The organism is Kitasatospora sp. NPDC056273 (assembly GCF_042268845.1).
Classification (GTDB): Bacteria; Actinomycetota; Actinomycetes; order Streptomycetales; family Streptomycetaceae; genus Kitasatospora.
In genome coordinates this window covers 294,818-315,814 of the sequence record NZ_JBHJSJ010000001.1, presented here as the reverse complement: position 1 = coordinate 315,814, position 20,997 = coordinate 294,818, and the positions used below count along the sequence as shown (strand labels likewise).

Here is a 20,997-nt window from a genome sequence, read left to right as displayed (position 1 = left end):
GGCGAGCGCCGACTCTTCCGGGTTTCGTCATCCGGAATTTGCACAACTGCCTTTTGGCAGTCCTGCCACTTCCGGAATGGTGTGTCGCGTCGGCGGCCGCACTCCCCCTGGCCGCCCCCACTCCCCCGAACCGAGGAACCATGAAGCGGCACTACCTCCTGGCATCGGCGGCCCTCGCCGCCGCGCTCACCCTCACCGCCTGCTCCGCCTCCGACGACGCGCTGTCCGGCACCGGCGGCGCCGCCGGGAACACCGGCGCGGCGGCCGACGGGCCCGCCGTGGACGGCGGCACGCTCAAGATCGGCCTGGACCGGCCGTTCGCCAAGCTCGACCCGGCCGACGGAACGCTGATCCAGATGCCGATGATGGTCCTCGCCAACGCCCTGTACGACCCGCTGATGGTCAACGGCGACAACGGCACCGTCCAGCCGTACCTCGCCAAGTCCTTCACGCCCAACACCGACGCCACGGTCTGGACCCTCGACCTGCGCGAGGGCGTGACCTTCAGCGACGGCAAGCCGCTGGACGCCCAGGCCGTCGCCGACCATGTCGCCCGGCTCGCCAAGCCGGAGAGCAAGTGCGCCTGCGCCCTCGACGCGGCCGCCATCGCCACCACCGCCGTCACCGGCCCCACCACCGTCGCCTTCACCCTCAAGGCCCCCGACGCCGCCTTCCCCAACCTGTTCACCCGCTCCCTCGGCTACATCTCCGAGGCGCCGTCCGGCGACTCCCCCGCCGTCGGCTCCGGCCCGTACACCGTGGAGAGCGTGCAGCCCGGAGTCTCCGTCACCCTCGCCCGCAACCCCGCCTACTGGGGCACCAAGGGCCACGCCGACAAGCTCGTCTACCGGGTGCTGTCCGACGCCGACAGCCGCTACCAGTCGCTGCGCTCCGGCGACACCGACCTGATCTGGACCGAGACGCCCGGCCAGCTCAAGCAGGCCGCCGCCGACGGGCTGCGCACCGCCACCGGGCCCGGCTCCACCAGCACCGTCGTCTTCAACACCAAGGCCGCGCCCTTCGACGACGTCCGGGTCCGCCGGGCCGTGCAGTACGCGATCGACCGCGAGGCCCTGGAGAAGGTCGTCTTCCTCGGCCAGGGCGCCGTCTCCGACGGCCCGATCGGCTCCCGCTCCCCGTACCGCACCGCCGGCGCGTACCCGGCCCACGACACGGCCAGGGCCCGCGCCCTGCTCGCCGAGGCCGGCCACCCCGACCTCGCCTTCGACTACCTCGTCGACAGCCGCCCCGAGGCCCAGCAGCGCGCCACCGTGCTCCAGCAGATGCTCGGCGAGGCCGGGATCAGGATGACCATCAAGCCGATGGACAACGCGAGCCTGGGCACCGCGATGCTCCAGCGCAAGTTCCAGGTCCTGGACTTCATCACCAGCATGTTCGGCGACACCGACACCGCGCTCGGCAGCCTCTACCTGCCGAACTCGCCGTACAACTTCATGGGTTGGACCGACCCGGAGGCCGCCAAGGCGATCGCCGAGGGCCGCGCCTCGACCGACCCCGCCAAGCGCTCGGCCGCCTACGGCCAGGCCGCCCGGCGGGTCGTCGACGAGGCGCCGATGGCCTTCCTCACCGAGAACACCGTCGGCTTCCTCTCCACCGCCAAGGTCGGCGGCCTGCCCGACCTCTCCAAGCGCACCGTCCTCAACGTCTCCCCCGCCACCCTGTGGGTGAAGCGATGACCCCCGGCACCCGGACCGCCCTGCGGTACGGCGGACGGGTCGGCCGCGCCGCGGCCGTCCTGCTGCTGGTCACCGTCGCCGCCCTCGCCCTGCCCCACCTGATGCCCGGCTCGCCCGCCGTCGCCGCCCTCGGCCCCACCGCCACCCCCGAGCAGATCTCCGCCTACGAGGCCGGGCTCGGCCTGGACCGCAACCTCCTCGCCGCCACCTGGCAGTGGATCGGCGACGCCCTGCACGGCGACCTCGGCCACTCGCTGTCCACCGGAGCCGCCGTCACCACCGAACTCGCCGACCGCATCCCCGTCACCCTCGAACTCTTCCTCGCCGCCCAGCTGGTGGCGCTCTGCCTGGCCGTGCCCGTCGCCCTGCTCTCCGCCTGGCGGCCCGGCGGCACCTTCGACCGGATCGCCACCGCCGGCACCTTCGGCTGGCTCGCCGTCCCCGGCTTCGCCCTCGGCCTGCTGCTGATCTGGATCGCCGCCGTCCAGCTGCGCGTCCTGCCCGCCACCGGCTGGACCCCGTTCACCGAGGACCCGGCCGAGAACCTCCGCCACCTGGTGCTGCCCGCACTCACCCTCGGCCTCACCGAGGCCGCCGTGTTCACCCGCACCCTGCGCGGACAACTGCTCGACACCCTCGACCAGCCGTACATCGCCGCCGCCCGCAGCCGCGGCATGGGCACCACCCGGCTGCTGCTGCGCCGCGCCCTGCGGCCGTCCAGCCTGCCGCTGGTGACGCTGATCGGGATCGGCATCGGGACCTCGCTCGGCGGGTCGGTGCTGGTCGAGTCGCTGTTCGCGGTGCCCGGCGTCGGCAGCCTGGCCTCCGCCGCCATCGCCGGCCGGGACTTCCCGGTCGTCCAGGCCGTGGTGGTGGTCAGCGCCCTCGGCGTGGTCGCGGCCACCTTCGCGGTCGACCTGCTGTACCGCACGATCGACCCGAGGATCGCCCATGAGCACCGTTGAGCCCACCGTCGTCACCGTTCTTCAGGCCCGCACCGCCCGGCGACGGCCCCCGGCCGGTGTGCTCACCGCCGCGGCCTGGCTGGCCCTGGTCGCCCTTGCCGCCCTGCTGCTGCCCCTGCTGCCCGGCTTCGACCCGCTGCACGGCGACTTCGCCCACCCCTCCGCCGCCCCCGGCCCCGGCCACTGGCTGGGCACCGACGCCGCCGGACGGGACGTCCTGCAACGCACCGTCGCCGGCGCCCGCGCCTCGTTCACCGTCGCCGCCCTGACCATCCTGGTCGGCCTGCTCGGCGGCGGCGCGCTCGGCCTCGCCGCCGGCTGGTTCCGCGGCCCGGTCGACAAGGCGATCGGCTTCGCGACCGACCTGCTGATGTCCGTGCCCAGCCTGATCCTGGTGATGATCACGGTCTCGCTGCGCGGCCCGAGCCTCACCGTGATCGGCACCCTCATCGGGCTGTTCACCGTCCCGCACTTCACCCGGGTGGTGCGCGCCGTCGTGCTCTCACTCGGCGAGCGCGGCTTCGTCCAGGCCGCCCGCATGATCGGCACCGCCCCGCTGCGGATCCTGCGCCGCGAGATCGTCCCGCACGTCGTGCCGGTCGCCCTCACCTTCGCCTTCACCGCCACCACCGTCGCCATCGTCGCCGAGGGCTCGCTCAGCTTCCTCGGCTTCGGGCTGCGCCCGCCGGAGCCCTCCTGGGGCGGCATCATCGCCGAGGGCCGCACCGCGCTCGGCAGCGCGCCGTGGATCTCGCTGGCGCCCGCGGCGGTGCTCTGCCTGACCGTCCTCGCCCTCAACTACCTCGGGGAGCAGCTGCGTTCGGGCACTCCCGCCGCCGCGAAGCCCACTGCCCCGAAGCCCACCGCCACGAAGGGGGTGCGCGGATGACCTCCGCCCCCGTCCTCGACGTCCGCTCGCTGGACACCGTCCTGCACACCCCCGACGGCCGCGCCCTGCACGTCCTGCACGGCGTCGGCCTGAGCATCGCGGCCGGCGAGTGCCTCGGCGTGGTCGGCGAGTCCGGCTCCGGCAAGTCCGTGCTCGCCCGCACCGTCCTCGGCGTCGAGTCCCGCACCACCAGGGCCGTCGCCACCGGCGAGATCCGGCTGAACGGCGAGGACCTGCTCGCCGCCACCCCCGCCCGCCGCGCCGAACTGCTCGGCACCGGCATCGCCATGGTCCACCAGGACCCGATGACCTCGCTCAACCCGGTGGTCCGGATCGCCGACCAGGTCACCGAGTCGATCACCAACCGGCGCCGCCTCTCCCGGCGCGAACGGCTGCGCACCGCTGCCGAACTGCTCGCCGCCGTCGACGTCCCCGACCCCGCCCGGCGGGCCCGCGCCCACCCGCACGAGCTCTCCGGCGGCCTTCGCCAGCGCGTCGGCATCGCCGCCGCGCTGGCCGGCGAACCCGCGCTGCTGCTCGCCGACGAACCCACCACCGCCCTCGACGTCACCGTCCAGCGCACCGTCCTCGACCTGCTCGACCAGCACCGGGTCGAACGGGGCCTGGCCACCCTGCTGATCACCCACGACATCGGCCTGCTGTACGGGCGGGCCCGGCGCATCGCCGTCATGTACGGCGGCCGGATCGTCGAGACCGGCCCCACCGAGGCCGTCACCCGCGACCCCCGGCACCCCTACACCGCGGCCCTGCTGCGCTCCGTCCCCCGGGTCACCGGGCCGCTGCGCCGCACCCTGCCCGCCATCCCCGGCTCGCCGCCCGACCTCACCCGGCCCACCCCCGGCTGCCCCTTCGCCCCGCGCTGCGAACGGGCGACGGAGCTCTGCACCACGACCGCGCCGCCCGCCCACGCCTCGGCGGACGGCCACACCGCCGACTGCCACTTCCCGCTCACCGAAGCCGACATCCCCGACGAACTGGAGCCCGCGGCATGACCACCTCCCCCGAAGCCGTGGGCCCCGACGCCGCCACACCGGGACGGCCCGTCCTGGAGGCCACCGGCCTGAGCGTCGTCCACCGCACCCGCTCCGGCCCGCTGCACGCCGTCAGCGGCGTCGACCTGGCCCTGTACCCGCGCCGCACCCTCGCCCTGGTCGGCGAGTCCGGCTCCGGCAAGAGCAGCATCGCCAAGGCCCTGCTGCGGCTGCCCCCGCCCACCACCGGCACCGTCACCCTCGACGGCACCGACCTCGCCGCGCTCTCCCCGCGCGCCCTGCGGGCCGTCCGGCCCCGCCTCCAGATGGTCTTCCAGGACCCGCTCTCCTCCCTCAACCCGCGCCGCCGGGTCCGCGACCTCGTCGCCGAGCCCCTCGACGCCCACCCCGACCCGGCCCGCGACCGCGAGGAGACCGTCACCCGGCAGCTGGAGGCCGTCGGCCTGCCGCCCGCCCTGTTCGGCGACCGCCGGCCCCACCAGCTCTCCGGCGGACAGGCCCAACGGGTCGCCATCGCCCGGGCGTTGGCCGCCGGGCCGCGCGTCCTGATCGCCGACGAGGCGGTCTCCGCGCTCGACGTCTCGGCCCAGGCCACCGTGCTCAACCTGCTGCGCGGGCTCACCGAGGAGCGCGGACTGGCCGGCCTGTTCATCTCCCACGACCTCGGCGTGGTCCGGGCGGTGAGCGACGAGGTGGCCGTGCTCCAGCTCGGCCGCGTCTGCGAGCGCGGCCCCACCGAGGCCGTGCTCGCCGCCCCGGCCCACCCCTACACCGCCGCCCTGCTCGCCGCCGTCCCCGAACCCGGCCGCCCGCTGCGCGACACCGGCCTGCTCCCCGCCGACCCGCCCTCCCCGCTCGCCCCGCCCAGCGGCTGCCGCTTCCGCACCCGCTGCCCCCTGGCCGACTCCCGCTGCGCCACCGAGGAGCCCCGCCACCGGGAAGTGGCACCCGGCCGCACGGTGGCCTGCCACCGCCCGCTGGTCGGCGCCGCCCAGGCCTGACCTCCCGGGACAGCACACTTAACGCAGGACGGACTCCAGGAAGTCGCTGCCGATCCGGGCCACGACCGACAGGTCGAGCTGGTGGAGGACGTAGCGGCCCCGGCGGCGGGTGGTGAGCAGCCCGGCCTTGCGCAGGACGGCGAGGTGGCGGGAGACTTCCGGTGCGGTGATGTCCTGTGAGTCGGCCAGCTCGCTCGTCGAGTACGCCCCGCGCGCGAGGTGGCGGCACAGGTTCATCCGCATCGGGTGGGTCAGCGCCTCCAGGCGCAGCTTCACCGTCTCCACCGACTCGGCGCCGCCGACCTCGTGGGCGGCGGCCGGGTACTGGATCACGGGCTGCCAGCCCGGCGCGTACAGGGCGAAGAAGTGCGGCCAGCCGAAGACGGTCGGCAGCAGGGTGACGCCCGTGCTGCCGGCCTCGGTACGGCCGTGCACCAGTTTGTCGACGACGATGCGGGTGCCGTGCCCGTCCTCCTCCAGGCTCAGTACGGAGGAGGTCGCCGCGAGCGCCTCCGCCAGGCCCTTGCGGCGCAGCAGGTCGGTCTTGTGCCGGGCGTCGGCGGCGAGCTGGACCTGGACGCGGCGCCAGGCGTCGGCGAAGAACGCCCGGTCGCAGTCCTCCAGGAGGCGCCGGATCCAGGCGCGGGTGCCGGTGGGGTCGGCGAGCGTCCGTTCGACGAAGGCCGCCTGGCGCGGGCCGCGCGCGGCGGCGAGGTCGAGCGCGCGGCGCCGCGACCGGCCGTCGGTCAGCGGCGAGGGCATGCCCTGCGAGTAGCGGCTGCTGTTGCAGGAGATCTCCAGGGCCGAGCCGACGAAGGTCTCGTCGTCCAGCTGGTCGAGGTCGTCCAGTTCCTCGGCGAGCGTCTCCCGGGGCCGGGGCGGCATCAGGAAGTCGGAGCGGGTCGAGCGCCACATGAAGTCGGCCTCGACGAGCCGGTCGGCGAGCTCCGGTTCGAGCGTGGCGGAGGTCGCCGTCGTCCACGCGTGCAGGCGTGGGTGGTGAGCGGGCTCGGCCAGCGCGTGCAGGGCGTTGCCGAGTTCGGCCAGCGGCGAGGGGCAGAAGATGATCCGCTCGTGCGGCAGTCCGGTGATGTCTATGGTCACGCTCACCCCACCATGGTGCCGGATCGGGCGGCGGCGCCGTCCCGTCGTTTGACCAGTACCGTCAATCGACGGGACGGGAGGGGCGCGCCGGGCGCAGGGTGAGGACATGAACGCACTGCAGCAGCACCTCCTCGACAGCCACCGGGCCGCCCAGCGCGGCGAACCGGCCCCGCCCCTGCCCGGCACCCACGACCTCGCCGTCCTGCGGGCGGTCGCCGGCCGCATCCGCGCGGCCCTCGGACTCCGGCGGTCCTAGCGAGACGGACGCGCGGTGCTACGAACACCTCGGCTTGCCGATGCCTTGGACACGGGTCCGAGGTCGAATCCGCCCGTCATCACAGGATGGCGGGCGGATCCGTATCACCCCTGCGCTTTTCGTACGCAGGCGCGCGGTGTCACCGCGCGACGAAGCCGAGGGGTACCGAATTGCTGGTGTTCGACGAATTGACCTGATCCTTCGTCTTGGCGTCCGAGAGGGCGATCGTCCCCTCACTCGTATCCAGACCGTCGGGGCATACCGAGTCGGCCGCCCTGCCGACGTCCACCCCGGTCGCGGGCACGGTCAGGCTGTGCTTGCTGTCTTCGTCCGTGAACACCGCCCAGCGCGCCAGGCCGAGGTCACTGCCCTCCAGATGAACCGGTCCGCCCGCCTCGACCTGGGGCGGGTAAACGGAGGTAATGTGCATGCCCATCCTGTCTCGCCTCCTCTTCTCTCACGCGTGCCGTCGGTCGGAATTAGCCCCGGTGGAGCAAGACCTGAATCCAATCTAAAAGCCCACCGGCGGCTGGGCAACCCCATTCGGTCGGGAAACACAGTTTCATGGAGATACATCAACAACATCACCACCAAGATGATTCGCTGACGAATCATTGATAAAATGCCCCTGTCGGGACGTGGGCGCAGCACTCCCCTTTGCGCACGGCCCGGGAGAAACCCGATCCGGCGGGACACGCGATGCCGCTACGGATTCTCGAAGACGATGTCCAGACTATTGCTCGTGTTGCCCGGCGCGATCTCGTTCTGCGTATCGGCAGTGGAGAGCCAGACCTTTCCGCACCCGTTGGCCAGCCCCGGCGGGCGCTTCGACGTCGCCAGGTAGCCGACATCGCTACCCTTGGCATCCGTGATGACCGTCCTGCCGTCTTCGTCCGCGAACACCGCCCAGCGCACCAGGCCGAGATTGCTGCCCTCGAAAGTGACCGGCCCCCGTTCCTCCACGTCAGGGGGGTCGACCCTGTCGATGCGGGGAACGAGTCGCTTGACGTGAACGGTCACGTCTCCGGACCCGTAGGTCTCCGGTGGGCAGTCCGGCGGGCTCGTGACGGCCAGCCGAACCTTGGGATCGCCGGAGGAGAGCCCGCTGCCGACGCGGACGGCGACATCGAGGTCGATCCGGTCCCCGCTGTCGTAGACGTCGAGATGGGCGCCCGCGCACCTCAGGGTGGAATTCCCCGGCGACCGCTCGCCCCGGAAGGTCCCCGGCCGGCCTCCGTTCCGGCTGAACCCCACGACGTCCTCCTCGAAGGTCAGCCCCGGATCGGCGGTGAGGACGAGGTCCGCTCCCGCGACCCCCTCCCGCGCGTCGACCACCCGGAACGCGGCGGTGACGACGGAACCCGGGTCGGCCGGGACGTCCTCGGCCGTCACGTCCAGCCGGCCGCCGCTGCCTCCGGTCTCCACACCGCTCACCAGCCCAGCACGGTCACCCAGACCTCCCCGGCCGACGGGAAGCTGCTGGCCTGGGGATCGAATGCCCATTCACACGTCACCAGGATCTCACCCTTCTGGGCGTCCTCAAGGCTGGCCTCCGCCTTCACATGGATCCTTCCGATGTTCAGGTTCGGATCATCGGTGTAGTGCCCGGAGTAGCCGGACACGAAGGCGACCGCCCTGTTGACGCACTGCTCGAACGAGAACTGCCGCGTCAGGGTCCTGACGGATGCGTCGCTGGACCGCGGAAAGTCGAAATGGCACTGCTCGACCTGGATGATCGGCGCCACACTCACTCCGGTCACTGTCTTCCCTTCCCGTTTCCCGCTACATCCCACCCGTCTCGGCGATGACCAGGATCCGCGCCGAGGCCTGGAAGTTGTAGTCGGGGCCGGCGTCCCGCGGGCGCAGCAGGAACGTCACCTGGACCGCGGCGGTATTACCGGCCAGTTTCCCCACGGAGCAATCGACGTGCTCCTTGCCGTAGGGGGCTTCACCGGGATTGTAGGGCCCCCTCAGGAATTCAAGGGAGAACGCCTGGATAGCGGCTTCGGCATTCTTCACGGGGTGACTGAAGGTGGCAGTACCATGCCATATCAATGGCTCCGTGCTGCGGCCGTGCTCATATGGGACGGCATCGACGACCGTGAATTCTATTCCCATGATCTGATCTCCGGACTCGCCCTGCGGATCCTGACCGCCGGCCGGTCAGTCCGTCACGGCCGGCTTGCCCCCGTTCGAGGTGTCCGTCGCCTCCTTCGCCCTCGTCCCGCTTTCGGCGCTGTCGGGGTCCGGAGCGAGGGGTCCGGCCCGGCCGGCCGACGGTTCGCACACTTCCCAGCGCACACCATCCCGTCCACGATCGCAACCCGGTGCGGTACGACTACCCGGAGCGACCGGCCCGCGGGCTCACGCCCCGAGGAACTCCGGACCGAAGTGCCGCGTCTGGTCCGATCGTGGGCCGACAGGTGACCGCCCACCACCCCGGGCGGGCTGCCCGGGTCAAGGCACCGGGCCTTTGCGGTGGTGTTCGGCGGCCGGGGTTACCCGCACGGCGGAGTGCGGGCATGCGTGCGGAGCGGCCGTGACCGAGTCGGCCGTGAAGCCCCCGGGTGAGAGCGCCCCCGGCGCCGTCACCCGGACGACGGAAGGAAGAGTCCTCCGATGACCACGGACACCACGACGGCCGACGCGCCCGCCGACGACGTCGCCACCCGACGGGAGGAGGCCCGCGCCCGGCTCCTCGACCAACTCCTGGGCCACGACGGACAAGCAGCGCTGAATCCGGACGGCCTCCGGGTCGCCGACCCCACCTTCACCGGCCACGGCTGTCCGCTGCGCCTGGACCTGGGCGACGGCACCCGCCCCGCGGAGCCGCACACCCCGGTCGCGTTCCGGGACACGGTGGTGGAGACCGGCACCTACACGTGGCTGTTCCCCGCGCTGCACGGGTACGTGCCGGGCGACGATCTGATCGAGGAACTCGGCGCGCCCGGCGGTCAGATGGACCTCAACCCCCCGCTCCCGTTCGACAAGAGGCAGTGCGCCGAGCTCGGCGAGAAGATCGACGACAAGTACCTGGCGAAGCCGTCGAAGCCGTCGACGGCCCCGGCCGAGGCCGGCATCCCGGCGGGCTACACCTACCTCGGCCAGTTCCTCGACCACAACATCACCTTCCAGGCCGACGTGACCTTCGACAGCAACACCATCGGGGACACGACGAACTTCCGCAGCGCCAGGGTCGACCTCTCCCACGTCTACGGACTCGGTCCCAAGACCCAGTCGTTCGCGTTCTACGACAACCTCGACGTCGGAAAGTTCTGGATCGACCCGAACCGCGACTACGACGTGCCCCGCAACCCCCAGGGCGTCCCGGTCATCGCCGACCCGCGCAACGACAACACCATCATCTCGATCCAGATCCACCACGCCTTCATGCTGTTCCACAACGCCGTGGTCGACATGCTGAAGGGCTCGGTCCCGGACGTCGCCCTCTTCGACACGGCCAAGCAACAGGTCGTCTGGCACTACCAGTGGATGATCCTCAACGACTGGCTTCCCAGGATCGTGAAGGACTCGGTGTACGCGAAGGTCAAGGCGGCGGCCGAGAACAAGGAAGCCCCCTTCCTCCTCTTCAACCCCCCGCAGGACAAGCCGGTCGCGCTGCCCCTCGAATTCACCGCCGCCGCCTACCGGCTGCATTCGCTGCCGGTCGAGGAGTACCGCCTCAACAACACCACGACCGGCCACCTCTTCAACTTCCGCAGACCGTTCTCGCCGCTGCGCACCGAACAGGTCATCGACTGGCACCAGTTCTTCGTGATCCCGGGGGCCACGCAGCAACCCCAGTACGCGAAGAGGTTCGACAGGAAGATCATCCACGCCTTCCTCCAGATGCCGCCGCCCATCGACAGCCCCCTGACGTGGCTGGAGGACTCCACGGAGAAGGAAGGGCTCCCGGACGGAAACCCCTACCAGGGCCAGCTCTACTCGCCGCTGCTCTCCATCGCCATCCGGAACCTGCGCCGCGCGAACTCCTTCGTCCGCAAGGACGGCACCAAGGGGCTGCCCTCCGGGGAGGACCTCGCCAAGGAGGTGTACGCGAAGTACAGCTCGGGCCACGATCCTTACACGCCGAAGGACTTCGGGCTGCAGGACTTCGACCACGTACCGCCCTGGTACTACGTCCTGGGCGAGGGCGCGCTCGAAGAGAAGTCGGACGTGGGCAGCCTCAAACTCGGCACCCTGGGCAGCGCCGTCGTCGGCGAGGTGATCGCCGCACTGATCAAGGCCGACCCGGGTTCGTACCTCAGCCACAACAGCAGGAACTCGGCGAACCCGTGGAAGCCGACGTTCGGCAAGGACCCCGGCACGTTCTACATGGCGGACCTCGTGCGCATCGCCGGACTCGTGTGACGACAGGCCCCCGGGCCCGGCCGCCGAAAAGGTCCTCACGTCGACGGTGCTCGTGGTCGGCTGCGGGGAACGGGGGCGGAGCTCTTGATGAAGATCAGGTCCACCGTCCCGGCCGGTGAGGCGTCAGCCCGTGGACGGGGGGTTCCCACCCGCGGTGACCACGCCCGTCTCATAGGCGATGACGACCAGCTGGGCCCGGTCGTGGGCGTCGAGCTTGGCCAGCAGCCGCCGGACGTGGGTCTTGACGGTCGCGATGCTCAGCCCCAGATGGTCGGCGATCCCGCGGTTGGGCAGTCCCCGGGCCACCAGTCGGAGGACTTCCCGTTCCCGTGGGGTCAGGCCCGCCAGCTCCCGGGCGAGCCGCGGGCGCGGCTCGTGGCGTCCGGCGAACTCGCGGATCAGACGGCGGGTGACGGCGGGCGCGAGCAGGGCGTCGCCCGCGGCGACCACCCGCAGGGCCGCCAGCAGGTCGGCGGGGAGGATGTCCTTCAGGAGGAATCCGCTGGCTCCGCCGCGGAGTGCCGCGTACACGTACTCGTCCAGGTCGAAGGTGGTGAGGACCAGCACGCGGGTGCCGACGGCGTCCGGGTCCGCGCAGATGCGCCGGGTGGCCTCCAGACCGTCCATGCCGGGCATCCGGATGTCCATCAGCACGACGTCGGGCCGCAGCCGCAGGGCGAGTTCGACGGCCTGCTCCCCGTCGGCGGCCTCGCCCGCGACGGCGAGGTCCGGCACGCTCTCGATGAGCAGGCGGAAGCCCGTCCGCAACAGCGCCTGGTCGTCGGCGATGAGGACCCGGACCGGCCGGTTCACCGTGCCGCCTCCGATCCGCAGGGCAGCCGCGCGTGCACCCGGAACCCGCCCGTCGCCAGGGGGCCGGCGGAGAAGGTCCCTCCGCACATGGCCGCCCGCTCCCGCATCCCGACGAGCCCGTGCCCGCCGCCGAGACGCCGGAACGGGAACCGGGACGGGAGCTGAGACGGCAGCCGGGCCGGCGCGTCGTTGACGACCTCGATCTCGACCGCCTCGGGATCCACCCGGGACAGGCTCACCCGGCAGTCCGCCGATCCCGCGTGCCTGACGACATTGGTGAGGGCCTCCTGGACGATCCGGTAGACCGCCAGTTCCACCCCCGGGGGGAGCGGTGGATCCGGATCGACGGACAGCTCCACGCGCGGGCCCGCGCCGGCCGCGAGCGCGGGCAGGTCCGCCAGACCGGGGGCGGACCCGAGTTCGGCTCCGTCACCGGGTGAGCGCAGCACGCCGAGCATGCGGCGCATCTCGGTGAGCGCCGTCCGGCCCGCCGTCCCGACCAGGGCGAGGGTCCGCTCGGTCTCCTCCGGGTTGGTGGAGGCCACCGCGCGGGCCACCTCGGCCCGGACCGTGATGACGGTCAGATGGTGGGCCACCACGTCGTGGAGCTCGCGGGCGATCCGCAGGCGCTCGTCCGTCACGGCCTGCCGGGCGGCGAGTTCCGCGTACGACCGCTGTTCCCTCAGCGCGGTGCCCACCAGCCAGGGCAGGGTCATCATCAGGGACGCGAAGACGACGCCCCCCGCGACCTCGGAGGCCGGGACCGGTCGCGGCCCGAGGGCCATGGCCGCCGCGACGGCGCACAGCGAGCAGCCGAGCGCCGTCGCGGACCGGCGCCGCGGTTCCCGCGCCGCCACCGTGTACAGGGCGGTCCCGACCGGGACCCAGGACGCCTCCCATCCGGTGGACACCACGGCGAGGACCGCTCCGGCCAGGACCGTGTACAGAACCCGGACGGGCCACCTGCGCCGCACCGCGACCGGCAGCCAGACCACCGCCGCCACGACCCCCGCGCCCCAGCCACCGCTCAGCGTCTCGCTCACGCCGAACGCCAGGGCGAGGAGCACGGCCGCGACCGTGTCCACGCCCTGCCACTGTCCGTCCCGCAGACGTCCGGCCACCAGCGGCCGTGACTCACCGTCACCCATGCCGGCCACGCTATCCAAGCGGGGCCCAGGACCCGTCAGCCCGGAGGACGTCATCTCACGGGCTGAGTCATCCGCGCGACCGATGCCCGTCGTACCCTCCTGGGCTGACACCGGGTTCCTCCCCGGGGGCGAAGCCGCCCGGCTCGTCGGCCGGAACAGTGGAACGCATGAATCGGAGAACACTGCTGTCCTCGGGCGCCGCACTGGCCGCCGCCCTGATCCCGGGTCCGCTCGCGCCGGCGGCCGTCGCGCAAGCGGGGCAGGAGGAACCCGTGCGGTTCCAGCTGCCCGCCCCGAACGGACCGTACCCGCTGGGTACGGTCGCGCTGCACCTGGCCGACACCGCGCGGCCGGACCCCTGGGTGCCCTCCCGCCCCTGCCGTGAGCTGATGATCAGCATCTGGTACCCCGCCCGCGGCCGCGCGGACCGCCCCACCGTTCCCTGGATGCCTCCGGCGGCGGCCGACCGGTACCTGAGCATCCTCGGACTGCCTCCCGGCCGGGTACGGTTGGGATCCACCCACGGCCACGAGGGCGCTCCCGTCGGCGGCCCGCCCGGCCCCCTGCCCGTCGTGCTCTACTCCCCCGGCGCCGACGCGTCACGGTCGTTCGGCACCGGCGTCGTGGAGGACCTCGCCAGCCACGGCTTCGTGGTGGTCACCGTCGACCACACCTACGACGCGGCGGCGGTCGCCTTCCCCGGCGGACGCGTCGAGACGAACCCGACGGGCGGGATCAGCGACTACGCCAAGGCCCTCGCGGTCCGTACCGACGACATCCGCTTCGTCCTGGACCGGCTCGCCGTCCTCCGCGCGGGTGGCCACTCCGGCGTCTGCCGCACCCCGCTGCCCGCCGGCCTGCGCGGGGCGCTCGACCCGCGGCGCGTCGGGATGCTCGGCCACTCCCTGGGCGGCGCCACCACCGCCGCGACGATGCTCACCGACGGGCGGATCACGGCGGGCATGAGCCTGGACGGGGGCGCGGCGGGCCCGGTGGTGGACGCCGGGCTCGACCGTCCGTTCCTGGTCGTGGACACCCCCGGCAAGGGCGGCATGGAGAACAACCCCGCCCTGCGCGCGTTCTGGTCGCACCTGCGCGGCTGGCGCCTGCACCTGACCGTACGGGGAGCCGCGCACCAGTCGTTCGGCGACGACGTGCTGATCCTGCCGCTGATCGCCCCTCTCCTGGGGAGGTCGGCGTCCGATCTGGAGGAGGATGTCGGGACGATTCCCGGGCACCGGGCACAGGCGTTCCAACGCGCCTACCCGCGAGCCTTCTTCGACCTCCACCTCCGCGACCAGGGGCGGCTGCTCGACGGCCCCTCCCCCGACTTCCCCGAGGTCGACTACGCCCGGTGAACGCCTTGGCTCCGGCCTCGCACGGGGATCACGCCCCGGGGAATCCCGCGGGGCGGCGAATACGGGCCGGGGTCAGTCCTTGTGCCGGAAGGACGCCTTCCCGGCGGCTTCGGTGTCGGCGCGGAAGCGGGACCACGCACCGGGGCCGAGTCCGAGGGCGTCGAGGAGGTACGCGGCGACGGCGTCGGCGACGAGGGCGACCCGGTCGGCGTCCGGGTCGGTGGTCTCGCTCACGGCCTCCCCGGCGATGCCGCCCAGGGTGTGCTCCCCGCCGGGGACGACGAGGAGCCGCTTGGGGGCGGGGCTGAGGTCGAAGGCGTCGAGGAACCAGTCCGGTCCGCGCGTGGACATCCTCGACTGATCCCTGTCGCCCGCGATGACGAGCGCCGGCGTGGTCATGGTGGAGTAGTCCGGCCGCATGAAGGGCAGGTGCTCGACGGCGAACGGCGTGAGCGAGTCGCCCGTGCCGGTCGCCGCGATGAGCACGCCCGCCGTCGCTCCGCCGTGGGAGAGGTCCTCGCCCGGGACGCCCTGGGCGTCGAACACCCGGGCGCCCAGCAGGGCGCCGACGGTCTGGGCGCCCCAGGAGTGCCCGACGAGGGCGACACGGGTCCGGTCGGCGCGGTCGATCAGGTCGCCCGCCTCGGCCAGGACGGCGTCGAGGTGGTCCAGCACGGCGTGGAGATCGTCGACGCGCACGCGCCAGATGGTGCCGAACCGCGGATCGTCGAACCCTATGGCGTTGCGGCGCGAGTCCAGGTGGGTCGGCTGCACGACGACGAAGCCGGCGGCGGCCCAGCGGTCGACCAGCGGCTCGTAGCCGTCCATCGACCACGCGTTGCCGTGGGAGAACACGACGACCGGAAGGCCGCGGCCCTCGGCCGGTGCGGTCACCTTGACCTGTAGGGGCACCGCCCGCTCACCGGCGGGAACGGTGATGGGCTTGACCGCGACGGTCTTCGTCCGGGATTGCGCGGGAGTGAGCATGTGCGGACTCTCTGTCGGGAGGACGCGTGCCGCATACTTGGCGGAACGATGTTCCGCTCACATTAGCGGAACAATGTTCCGCGAACCAGAGGTGAGACCTTGTCCCCATCGGCCGGCTCCAGAGCGGCAGGCGCACAGCGCACCCGCCAGTCCCTGCTCGCGGCCGCGGCGCAGGTGTTCGTCGAGCAGGGCGTCCAGGCGCCCATCCGCGACATCGCCGGCCGGGCCGGCGTGGGCCTGGGCACCGTGTACCGCCACTTCCCCTCCCGGGCGGAGCTGGTCGTCTCGGTCTACCGGCACCAGGTGGACGAGTGCGCGCAGCTCGCCGCCGACCTCGCGGGGTCGCCGAGGCCGGGCGAGGCCCTGGAGCGGTGGATGGACGCGTTCGTGGAGTTCCTGGTCACGAAGCACGGACTGGGGGCGGCGCTCCAGTCCGAGGACCCCGGCCGGCAGAGCCTGCACTCCCTGATGCTCGACACACTGGTCCCGGCCTGCGCCTCGCTCCTCGACGCCGCCGCGGCCCGGGGCGAACTCGACCCGGACGTCACCGCCTACACGCTGATGCGCGCGGTCGGCAACCTGTGCATCCTGGGCCCGGGTTACGACCGCGAGCATGCGCGGGCCATGGTCTCCCGGCTCCTCGCCGGCTGCCGGACCACCATGCCCCCGGACGGTCCCGCGGCGGCCTGACGACGGGAATCCGCACGGTCTTGCCACGGGACGCACCGTCGGGGTCACCATCGATCAGGCGACCCCGTCGGGACGGGGAGATGCGCCGGAGGCCGGGAACGGCCGCGACGTACAATCGCGGCGAAAACGAAGCGCCGGGCCGGGGTTCCGGCACCGGCGTGAGGGAGGGGACAGGATGTTCGGTTCGGAGAAGAAGCTCAACGACATGGCGGCGCGGCTCAGGCCCGACCTGAGTCGGGAAGCGCTCGGCGTCGGGCCGGACTTCCCGGGCATCGCCCCGAACCCGGTCCTGAGCAGGGACGCACGGAAGCGCAATGCGGAACTGCGCACGGGGGCGCTCGCGCTCGGCGTTCTCGTCGACTGGCGGGAGATCAGCAGCGGCGGCAGTCCACGCGTGGCCCTGATGCTCGACGTGGAGACCATCGGCGGCATCTCGTTCCGCGGCATCGCGGACGAGAACCTCACGATCACCGAGATCACCCGACTCGCCCCGGGGCAGACGTTTCCCGTGCGCTACCGGCCGGCCGTCATGGACCACTACGTCGCCCTTGCCCGGGACGCGGACCCCGCCCACGTGCAGCGGCTCTCCGACGAGATCGCGAGCCGCAAGCGGACCTGACCCGAAGCCAGTCGAGTGCGAACCGGCTCCGGGGCGGAGCGCCAGCGGCGCCTTCCGCCCGTTGCGGCCCCCGCGTACGATCGGCGCTCATGGTTGACCTCTATCCTCCGACCGAGCCGTACGACACCGGGTTCCTGGATACCGGAGACGGCAACCGCCTCTACTACGAGCAGCTCGGCAACCCGGACGGCAAGCCCGCCCTGAACGTCCACGGCGGCCCGGGTGCGGGGGCGCCGCGACGGCCGACGCGGGCCTGGGACCCGGAGCGCTACCGGGTGATCCGCTTCGACCAGCGCAACTGCGGCCGCAGCACCCCGCACGCCAGCGACCCGGCGGCGGACATGAGCCTGAACACGACCCGGCACCTGATCGACGACATGGAGCGGCTGCGCGAACACCTCGGTGTGGAGCGGTGGTTGCTGAACGGCGCCTCCTGGGGGTCGACCCTCGTCCTGGCCTACGCGCAGCGGCATCCAGGGCGGGTCACCGAGATCGTCATCCCGGCCGTGACGACGGCCCGGCGGGCCGAGATCGACTGGCTCTACCGGGGTGCCGGGCGGTTCCACCCGGAGGCGTGGGACCGGTTCCGCGACGGCGTCCCGGAAGACGAGCGGGACGGCGACCTGTTGGCGGCGTACGCGCGGCTGATGGAGAACCCCGACCGCGCCGTCCGGGAGAAGGCCGCCGCCGACTGGCTCGCCTGGGAGGACGCGGTCGTCTCCAACGAACCCAACGGTTCGCCCGGTATGTACAGCGACCGCGAGGTGGACGAGCGGATCGCCTTCGTCCGGATCTGCGCCCACTTCTTCAGCCACGGCGCCTGGCTGGAGGAGGACCAACTGCTGCGCGACGCCCACCTGTTGGCCGACATCCCGGGCGTGCTCGTCCACGGCCGGCACGACATGGGCTGCCCGGTGCAGACGGCCTGGGAGCTCGCGAAGGCGTGGCCGGGGGCACGGCTCCACATCATCGAGGACTCCGGGCACGCCGGCAGCGAGGCGATGGGGCAGGCGACCCGGACCGCCATCGAGGAGTTCAAGAACCGCTGACCCCCAGGCCTCGGAGGCGACCTCGCCAGCCCCGAACTCAGGTCGCCGGACCGCGGTCGACCGGGGCCTGCCACGGCAGGACCGGGCGGACCAGCAGTGTCCGCCCGTCCGGCCATGTCAGTCGGACCTCGGCGCCCGCCACCCGGACCGTCACCTCCGGCGCCGGGGGCGCCCCCGGCACACCGGTCAGCAGCACGGCGCCGACCACCACCTCGACCTGTTCTGACGATTCGTCACATACCCGTGCCGGAGCGGGCGGGAGCACGAGGAGGGGCACGGCGCAGCGGTGGCCGAAGGCGTTCGCCCCCTCGCGGCGGTGCACCTCCGCCGCCGTCCAGCCGTGCAGCCCGAGCACCGCGCTGACCAGCCCCGGCCCGTTCGCGCCGGGTGCCGTCCGGACGGCCGCGCCGGGAAGCTCCCGCAGGACCGTCTCCGGCTCCGCCTCGGCCGCCAGTGCGTAGCCCCCCTCGCGCAGGCCCCAGCCGGGCGGCCGGCGCAGGCCGTGCACCCTGATCTCCCAGGGCCCGGCCGGCACCGAGACGCTCACCACGGGCGGCGGGGCCGCGCCTGGGACGGGCCCGCCGGGGGGCAGCGGCCGGTGCCAGGAGGCGGCGTACCGGTCGGTCACGGCGAGCGGGTGGATGCGCTCGCGGCGGGTGGCGGTGCCGTCGGGCAGGAGCAGCGCCAGGTGGTTGTCGATCCGTGGCGCCTCCGGGCCGATCACCGGCCCGGTGCGGGTCGAGTAGGCGAGCCTGGCGTAGTGCGGCTCGTCGCGTTCGACGGCCGGCGGGGCGGTCAGGTAGCAGGAGCCGTGGTTGAGCACCCGGACGAGCCCGTCGGCGGCGGTCCGGTGGACGAGGAACCCGGGGACGGGCAGCGCGGCCGTCAGGTCGGCGCGCTCCCGCGCGAGCGGCTCCTCGGGCGCCGTCCACACCGGGTGGCCGGCCGGGAGCAGCAGCCCCAGGAACCCCATGGCCGCCGCGTACGGCGAGCCGGGCGAGCTGTAGACCTGGGCGGCCGCGCTCTGCTCCCCGTACCAGCCGAGCGGGAGCAGGCCGCGCGGGTCGGGGGCGCCCCGCTCGGTGAAGTGCCGCAGCACGCCGGAGGCCAGGCGGCGGGTCTGCCCCGGGGTGAGCGGGGTCGCGTCGTCCAGCGCCCCGAGCCAGAACGGGGCCAGGCAGGCGAAGCGGTAGCTCAGCGACCGCCCCTGGTGGAGCACCGCGCCGTCCGGCCCGAACAGCCAGCGGTACTGGGCGAGGAAGCGGTGCAGCCGTTCGCGGTACAGCGCCGCCCTGGCCCCGGCGCGTTCCCCGGCGATCCGCGCCCAGAGCAGCGGGTAGAGGTGGAACCCCCAGGCGTTGTAGTGGTCGAAGCGGCGGCCGGCGTCGTAGGCCGCTTCCGGGCCGACGGCGAACTCCCGCGGGCCGCCCGAACGGTAGTCGTGGCGGGTCTCCGGCCCGTCCAGGTACCAGCCGTCGCCGGAGTACCACGGCTCGATCCGGTCCAGCCGGTCCTCGATCTCGCCTCGGTCGTGCCCGGCGCCGACGGAGGCGAGGAACTCGCCGACCACCGCCTGGAAGAGCACGTGGTTGTTCTCCCGGACGCCCCGGCCGACCGTCCCGCCGAGCCAGCCCGCCACCTGCTCGCGCTGACCGGGGGTCAGCCGCTCCCAGATCCACGGGCGGGACTCGTGCAGGGCCACCGCGAGCGACGCGGCCTCGACGATCTGCTGGGAGTAGTCGGTGACGGCCGGCCAGCGCTCCGGCCCGCCGGGGTCCGTGCCGGCGAGCAGCCCGGCGGTGACCTGGTCGGCCAGCTCTCCGAGGCGGCCGCGCGCCGGCTCGTCGCCGGCCGCCAGCCGGACGGCGGCCAGCACCGCCGTCCGCGCGAAGCCCTCCAGGCCGTCGGTGTCGCCGCCCGACCAACTGCCGCGCCCCGGCGGCGAGATCCGCGCCCCGAGCGGGCTGCGGTAGGGCCGCAGGGACGCCAGCAGGTGGTCCGCGACGGCGATCCAGTGCCGACGGGTCCAGCCCGTCACCGGCGCGCCCGCCCGGTCCTCGGGCGGCAGGTCGAGCCCCGCGGTCGGTCGGTCCCGCATACGGCGGCCTCCTGGTGGCGACGGTGCCGGCGGCTCCGGCACCCTCACCGTACGGCCGGGCGTGCCGCGGGCCGGGGCGACTCAGGCCGGGTCGGCGGTGGAGACGGCGAGCAGCTTGGTCACCGAGCCGTCGTCCCCGACCACGTCGCGCAGGTGGCGGAAGCCGAGCCGGCGGCACATCGCCAGGCTCGGGGTGTTCTCCGCGCCGACCATGCCGTAGACCTCCTTGAGCCCCAGTTCGTCGCCGGCGTAGCGGATCAGGCCGCGGACCACCTCGGCGCCCAGGCCCCGGCCCCAGAACTCCGGGGCCAGCGCGGTGACCAGCTCGTGGCCGTCGACGTTCCCGGTGCGCTTGACCTCGGCGTGGCCGGCGTACGCGCCGTCCAGCCAGAGGCCCCAGATGTCGAAGAGGTGCTGCGGGTAGACGTCGGTCAGGATCGCGCGGAACAGCGTGCGGATGTCCGGCTCGGGCACGAGGTCCTGGCCCATCCAGCGGCACACGTCCGCGTTGCGGAGCAGGGAGACGAAGGCGTCCTCGTCCTCGGGCCGGTAGGGGATGAACTCCAGGTGCTCGGTGCGCAGCTGAGGGGTCATGCCGCTCTCCTCTTGGGTCGTGGTGGTTCGGTGGTGCGGCAGCCGTGGGGCGGGGCCGGTCGGCGCGGCCGGCGGCCCCGTCCCCGCGGCCGGTCAGGCTCGGGCGTTCTCCATGCGCTCGCGCAGGCTCTTCGGGCGCATGTCGGTCCACACCTCGTCGACGTAGGCGGTGCACTCGGCCTCGGTGCCCTCGGTGCCGACGGGCTGCCAGCCGGCCGGGACGTCGAGGTCGGCGGGCCAGAGGGAGTACTGCTCCTCGTCGTTGCGCAGCACCTGGTAGCGGGTGTTCTCGTCCATGTCGGGCTCCTTCGTCATCGTCGGTCGGTCTCGGCGGGGTCGGTACGG

The 20,997-nt window shown here is 73.1% G+C and carries 22 protein-coding genes; 11 read left to right on the top strand and 11 right to left on the bottom strand.

Features of this window, described 5'->3' with window-relative positions; translation table 11 throughout:
* Window positions 1-140 precede the first annotated feature (140 nt).
* From ACFCY1_RS01185 to ACFCY1_RS01165, 5 genes are read left to right on the top strand one after another with little or no spacing between them, the layout of a single operon-like run.
* Window positions 141-1,697, top strand: coding sequence for an ABC transporter substrate-binding protein (locus tag ACFCY1_RS01185; RefSeq protein WP_375873081.1), 1,557 nt, complete (start codon window positions 141-143; stop codon window positions 1,695-1,697).
* Complete coding sequence (locus ACFCY1_RS01180) at window positions 1,694-2,662, top strand: ABC transporter permease (protein WP_375873080.1); 969 nt, start codon at window positions 1,694-1,696, stop codon at window positions 2,660-2,662. The genes ACFCY1_RS01185 and ACFCY1_RS01180 overlap by 4 nt, the downstream gene beginning before the upstream one ends.
* On the top strand, window positions 2,649-3,551 hold the full coding sequence (locus ACFCY1_RS01175; protein WP_375873079.1) for an ABC transporter permease: 903 nt from the start codon (window positions 2,649-2,651) through the stop codon (window positions 3,549-3,551). Before ACFCY1_RS01180 ends, ACFCY1_RS01175 begins: the two co-directional genes overlap by 14 nt.
* Window positions 3,548-4,564, top strand: coding sequence for an ABC transporter ATP-binding protein (locus ACFCY1_RS01170; RefSeq protein ID WP_375873078.1), 1,017 nt, complete (start codon window positions 3,548-3,550; stop codon window positions 4,562-4,564). Before ACFCY1_RS01175 ends, ACFCY1_RS01170 begins: the two co-directional genes overlap by 4 nt.
* Window positions 4,561-5,565 carry an ABC transporter ATP-binding protein gene (locus tag ACFCY1_RS01165; RefSeq protein ID WP_375873077.1) on the top strand — a complete coding sequence of 335 codons (1,005 nt, stop codon included), beginning with the start codon at window positions 4,561-4,563 and terminating at the stop codon, window positions 5,563-5,565. Before ACFCY1_RS01170 ends, ACFCY1_RS01165 begins: the two co-directional genes overlap by 4 nt.
* An 18-nt stretch (window positions 5,566-5,583) precedes the next feature.
* On the opposite strand, the gene ACFCY1_RS01160 is transcribed toward ACFCY1_RS01165, so the two are convergent.
* Entirely contained in the window at window positions 5,584-6,669 is a 1,086-nt protein-coding gene (locus ACFCY1_RS01160; protein ID WP_049649569.1) for a DUF5937 family protein, read from the bottom strand.
* A 106-nt stretch (window positions 6,670-6,775) separates the two neighbouring features.
* Here ACFCY1_RS01160 and ACFCY1_RS01155 point away from each other — a divergent pair, with 106 nt between their 5' ends.
* Complete coding sequence (locus ACFCY1_RS01155) at window positions 6,776-6,925, top strand: hypothetical protein (RefSeq protein ID WP_199823037.1); 150 nt, start codon at window positions 6,776-6,778, stop codon at window positions 6,923-6,925.
* Between the two features lie 139 nt (window positions 6,926-7,064).
* Here ACFCY1_RS01155 and ACFCY1_RS01150 read toward each other — a convergent pair whose 3' ends face one another.
* From ACFCY1_RS01150 to ACFCY1_RS01135, 4 genes are all read right to left on the bottom strand, one after another.
* Window positions 7,065-7,361, bottom strand: a complete 297-nt coding sequence (locus tag ACFCY1_RS01150; protein WP_049649570.1) for a hypothetical protein — start codon at window positions 7,359-7,361, stop codon at window positions 7,065-7,067.
* Between the two features lie 269 nt (window positions 7,362-7,630).
* The gene (locus ACFCY1_RS01145) at window positions 7,631-8,359 is read right to left on the bottom strand and encodes a hypothetical protein (protein ID WP_159028338.1); all 729 of its coding nucleotides are present in this window, start codon (window positions 8,357-8,359) and stop codon (window positions 7,631-7,633) included.
* The gene (locus ACFCY1_RS01140; RefSeq protein ID WP_375873076.1) at window positions 8,356-8,670 is read right to left on the bottom strand and encodes a hypothetical protein; all 315 of its coding nucleotides are present in this window, start codon (window positions 8,668-8,670) and stop codon (window positions 8,356-8,358) included. The genes ACFCY1_RS01145 and ACFCY1_RS01140 overlap by 4 nt, the downstream gene beginning before the upstream one ends.
* A 37-nt stretch (window positions 8,671-8,707) precedes the next feature.
* Entirely contained in the window at window positions 8,708-8,944 is a 237-nt protein-coding gene (locus ACFCY1_RS01135) for a hypothetical protein (RefSeq protein ID WP_375873075.1), read from the bottom strand.
* A gap of 600 nt (window positions 8,945-9,544) precedes the next feature.
* Here ACFCY1_RS01135 and ACFCY1_RS01130 point away from each other — a divergent pair.
* On the top strand, window positions 9,545-11,296 hold the full coding sequence (locus ACFCY1_RS01130; protein WP_049649574.1) for a peroxidase family protein: 1,752 nt from the start codon (window positions 9,545-9,547) through the stop codon (window positions 11,294-11,296).
* 123 nt (window positions 11,297-11,419) lie between these two features.
* On the opposite strand, the gene ACFCY1_RS01125 is transcribed toward ACFCY1_RS01130, so the two are convergent.
* Together ACFCY1_RS01125 and ACFCY1_RS01120 are read right to left on the bottom strand one after the other, a co-directional pair.
* A complete protein-coding gene (locus ACFCY1_RS01125) occupies window positions 11,420-12,109 on the bottom strand; it encodes a response regulator (protein WP_375873074.1) in 690 nt (229 codons plus the stop codon).
* Window positions 12,106-13,257, bottom strand: coding sequence for a histidine kinase (locus tag ACFCY1_RS01120; RefSeq protein ID WP_375873073.1), 1,152 nt, complete (start codon window positions 13,255-13,257; stop codon window positions 12,106-12,108). Before ACFCY1_RS01120 ends, ACFCY1_RS01125 begins: the two co-directional genes overlap by 4 nt.
* Before the next feature lie 167 nt (window positions 13,258-13,424).
* Here ACFCY1_RS01120 and ACFCY1_RS01115 point away from each other — a divergent pair, with 167 nt between their 5' ends.
* A complete protein-coding gene (locus ACFCY1_RS01115) occupies window positions 13,425-14,615 on the top strand; it encodes an alpha/beta hydrolase family protein (RefSeq protein ID WP_375873072.1) in 1,191 nt (396 codons plus the stop codon).
* Between the two features lie 72 nt (window positions 14,616-14,687).
* Here the strand turns inward: ACFCY1_RS01115 and ACFCY1_RS01110 are convergent, their stop codons facing one another.
* Window positions 14,688-15,602 carry an alpha/beta hydrolase family protein gene (locus ACFCY1_RS01110; RefSeq protein WP_375873071.1) on the bottom strand — a complete coding sequence of 305 codons (915 nt, stop codon included), beginning with the start codon at window positions 15,600-15,602 and terminating at the stop codon, window positions 14,688-14,690.
* Between the two features lie 99 nt (window positions 15,603-15,701).
* Here ACFCY1_RS01110 and ACFCY1_RS01105 point away from each other — a divergent pair, with 99 nt between their 5' ends.
* From ACFCY1_RS01105 to pip, 3 genes are all read left to right on the top strand, one after another.
* Window positions 15,702-16,292 carry a TetR/AcrR family transcriptional regulator gene (locus ACFCY1_RS01105; protein ID WP_375873070.1) on the top strand — a complete coding sequence of 197 codons (591 nt, stop codon included), beginning with the start codon at window positions 15,702-15,704 and terminating at the stop codon, window positions 16,290-16,292.
* Window positions 16,293-16,467: 175 nt separating this feature from the next.
* Window positions 16,468-16,911 carry a hypothetical protein gene (locus ACFCY1_RS01100; RefSeq protein ID WP_117485973.1) on the top strand — a complete coding sequence of 148 codons (444 nt, stop codon included), beginning with the start codon at window positions 16,468-16,470 and terminating at the stop codon, window positions 16,909-16,911.
* 89 nt (window positions 16,912-17,000) lie between these two features.
* On the top strand, window positions 17,001-17,960 hold the full coding sequence (pip, locus tag ACFCY1_RS01095; RefSeq protein ID WP_375873069.1) for a prolyl aminopeptidase: 960 nt from the start codon (window positions 17,001-17,003) through the stop codon (window positions 17,958-17,960).
* A 37-nt stretch (window positions 17,961-17,997) separates the two neighbouring features.
* Here pip and ACFCY1_RS01090 read toward each other — a convergent pair whose 3' ends face one another.
* From ACFCY1_RS01090 to ACFCY1_RS01080, 3 genes are all read right to left on the bottom strand, one after another.
* Entirely contained in the window at window positions 17,998-20,058 is a 2,061-nt protein-coding gene (locus tag ACFCY1_RS01090; protein WP_375873068.1) for a DUF2264 domain-containing protein, read from the bottom strand.
* A gap of 81 nt (window positions 20,059-20,139) precedes the next feature.
* The gene (locus ACFCY1_RS01085; RefSeq protein WP_375873067.1) at window positions 20,140-20,652 is read right to left on the bottom strand and encodes a GNAT family N-acetyltransferase; all 513 of its coding nucleotides are present in this window, start codon (window positions 20,650-20,652) and stop codon (window positions 20,140-20,142) included.
* A 93-nt stretch (window positions 20,653-20,745) separates the two neighbouring features.
* The gene (locus ACFCY1_RS01080) at window positions 20,746-20,949 is read right to left on the bottom strand and encodes an MbtH family NRPS accessory protein (RefSeq protein ID WP_049649584.1); all 204 of its coding nucleotides are present in this window, start codon (window positions 20,947-20,949) and stop codon (window positions 20,746-20,748) included.
* Between the last annotated feature and the right edge of the window lie 48 nt (window positions 20,950-20,997).

What these genes read in the sequence shown, in the direction of transcription:
- ACFCY1_RS01185 (WP_375873081.1), top strand. Translation starts at nt 141, where the DNA reads ATGAAGCGGCACTACCTCCTGGCATCGGCGGCCCTCGCCGCCGCGCTC.
- ACFCY1_RS01180 (WP_375873080.1), top strand. Translation starts at nt 1,694, where the DNA reads ATGACCCCCGGCACCCGGACCGCCCTGCGGTACGGCGGACGGGTCGGC.
- ACFCY1_RS01175 (WP_375873079.1), top strand. Translation starts at nt 2,649, where the DNA reads ATGAGCACCGTTGAGCCCACCGTCGTCACCGTTCTTCAGGCCCGCACC.
- ACFCY1_RS01170 (WP_375873078.1), top strand. Translation starts at nt 3,548, where the DNA reads ATGACCTCCGCCCCCGTCCTCGACGTCCGCTCGCTGGACACCGTCCTG.
- ACFCY1_RS01165 (WP_375873077.1), top strand. Translation starts at nt 4,561, where the DNA reads ATGACCACCTCCCCCGAAGCCGTGGGCCCCGACGCCGCCACACCGGGA.
- ACFCY1_RS01155 (WP_199823037.1), top strand. Translation starts at nt 6,776, where the DNA reads ATGAACGCACTGCAGCAGCACCTCCTCGACAGCCACCGGGCCGCCCAG.
- ACFCY1_RS01150 (WP_049649570.1), bottom strand. Translation starts at nt 7,361, where the DNA reads ATGGGCATGCACATTACCTCCGTTTACCCGCCCCAGGTCGAGGCGGGC.
- ACFCY1_RS01130 (WP_049649574.1), top strand. Translation starts at nt 9,545, where the DNA reads ATGACCACGGACACCACGACGGCCGACGCGCCCGCCGACGACGTCGCC.
- ACFCY1_RS01120 (WP_375873073.1), bottom strand. Translation starts at nt 13,257, where the DNA reads ATGGGTGACGGTGAGTCACGGCCGCTGGTGGCCGGACGTCTGCGGGAC.
- ACFCY1_RS01115 (WP_375873072.1), top strand. Translation starts at nt 13,425, where the DNA reads ATGAATCGGAGAACACTGCTGTCCTCGGGCGCCGCACTGGCCGCCGCC.
- ACFCY1_RS01110 (WP_375873071.1), bottom strand. Translation starts at nt 15,602, where the DNA reads ATGCTCACTCCCGCGCAATCCCGGACGAAGACCGTCGCGGTCAAGCCC.
- ACFCY1_RS01100 (WP_117485973.1), top strand. Translation starts at nt 16,468, where the DNA reads ATGTTCGGTTCGGAGAAGAAGCTCAACGACATGGCGGCGCGGCTCAGG.
- pip (WP_375873069.1), top strand. Translation starts at nt 17,001, where the DNA reads ATGGTTGACCTCTATCCTCCGACCGAGCCGTACGACACCGGGTTCCTG.
- ACFCY1_RS01090 (WP_375873068.1), bottom strand. Translation starts at nt 20,058, where the DNA reads ATGCGGGACCGACCGACCGCGGGGCTCGACCTGCCGCCCGAGGACCGG.
- ACFCY1_RS01085 (WP_375873067.1), bottom strand. Translation starts at nt 20,652, where the DNA reads ATGACCCCTCAGCTGCGCACCGAGCACCTGGAGTTCATCCCCTACCGG.
- ACFCY1_RS01080 (WP_049649584.1), bottom strand. Translation starts at nt 20,949, where the DNA reads ATGGACGAGAACACCCGCTACCAGGTGCTGCGCAACGACGAGGAGCAG.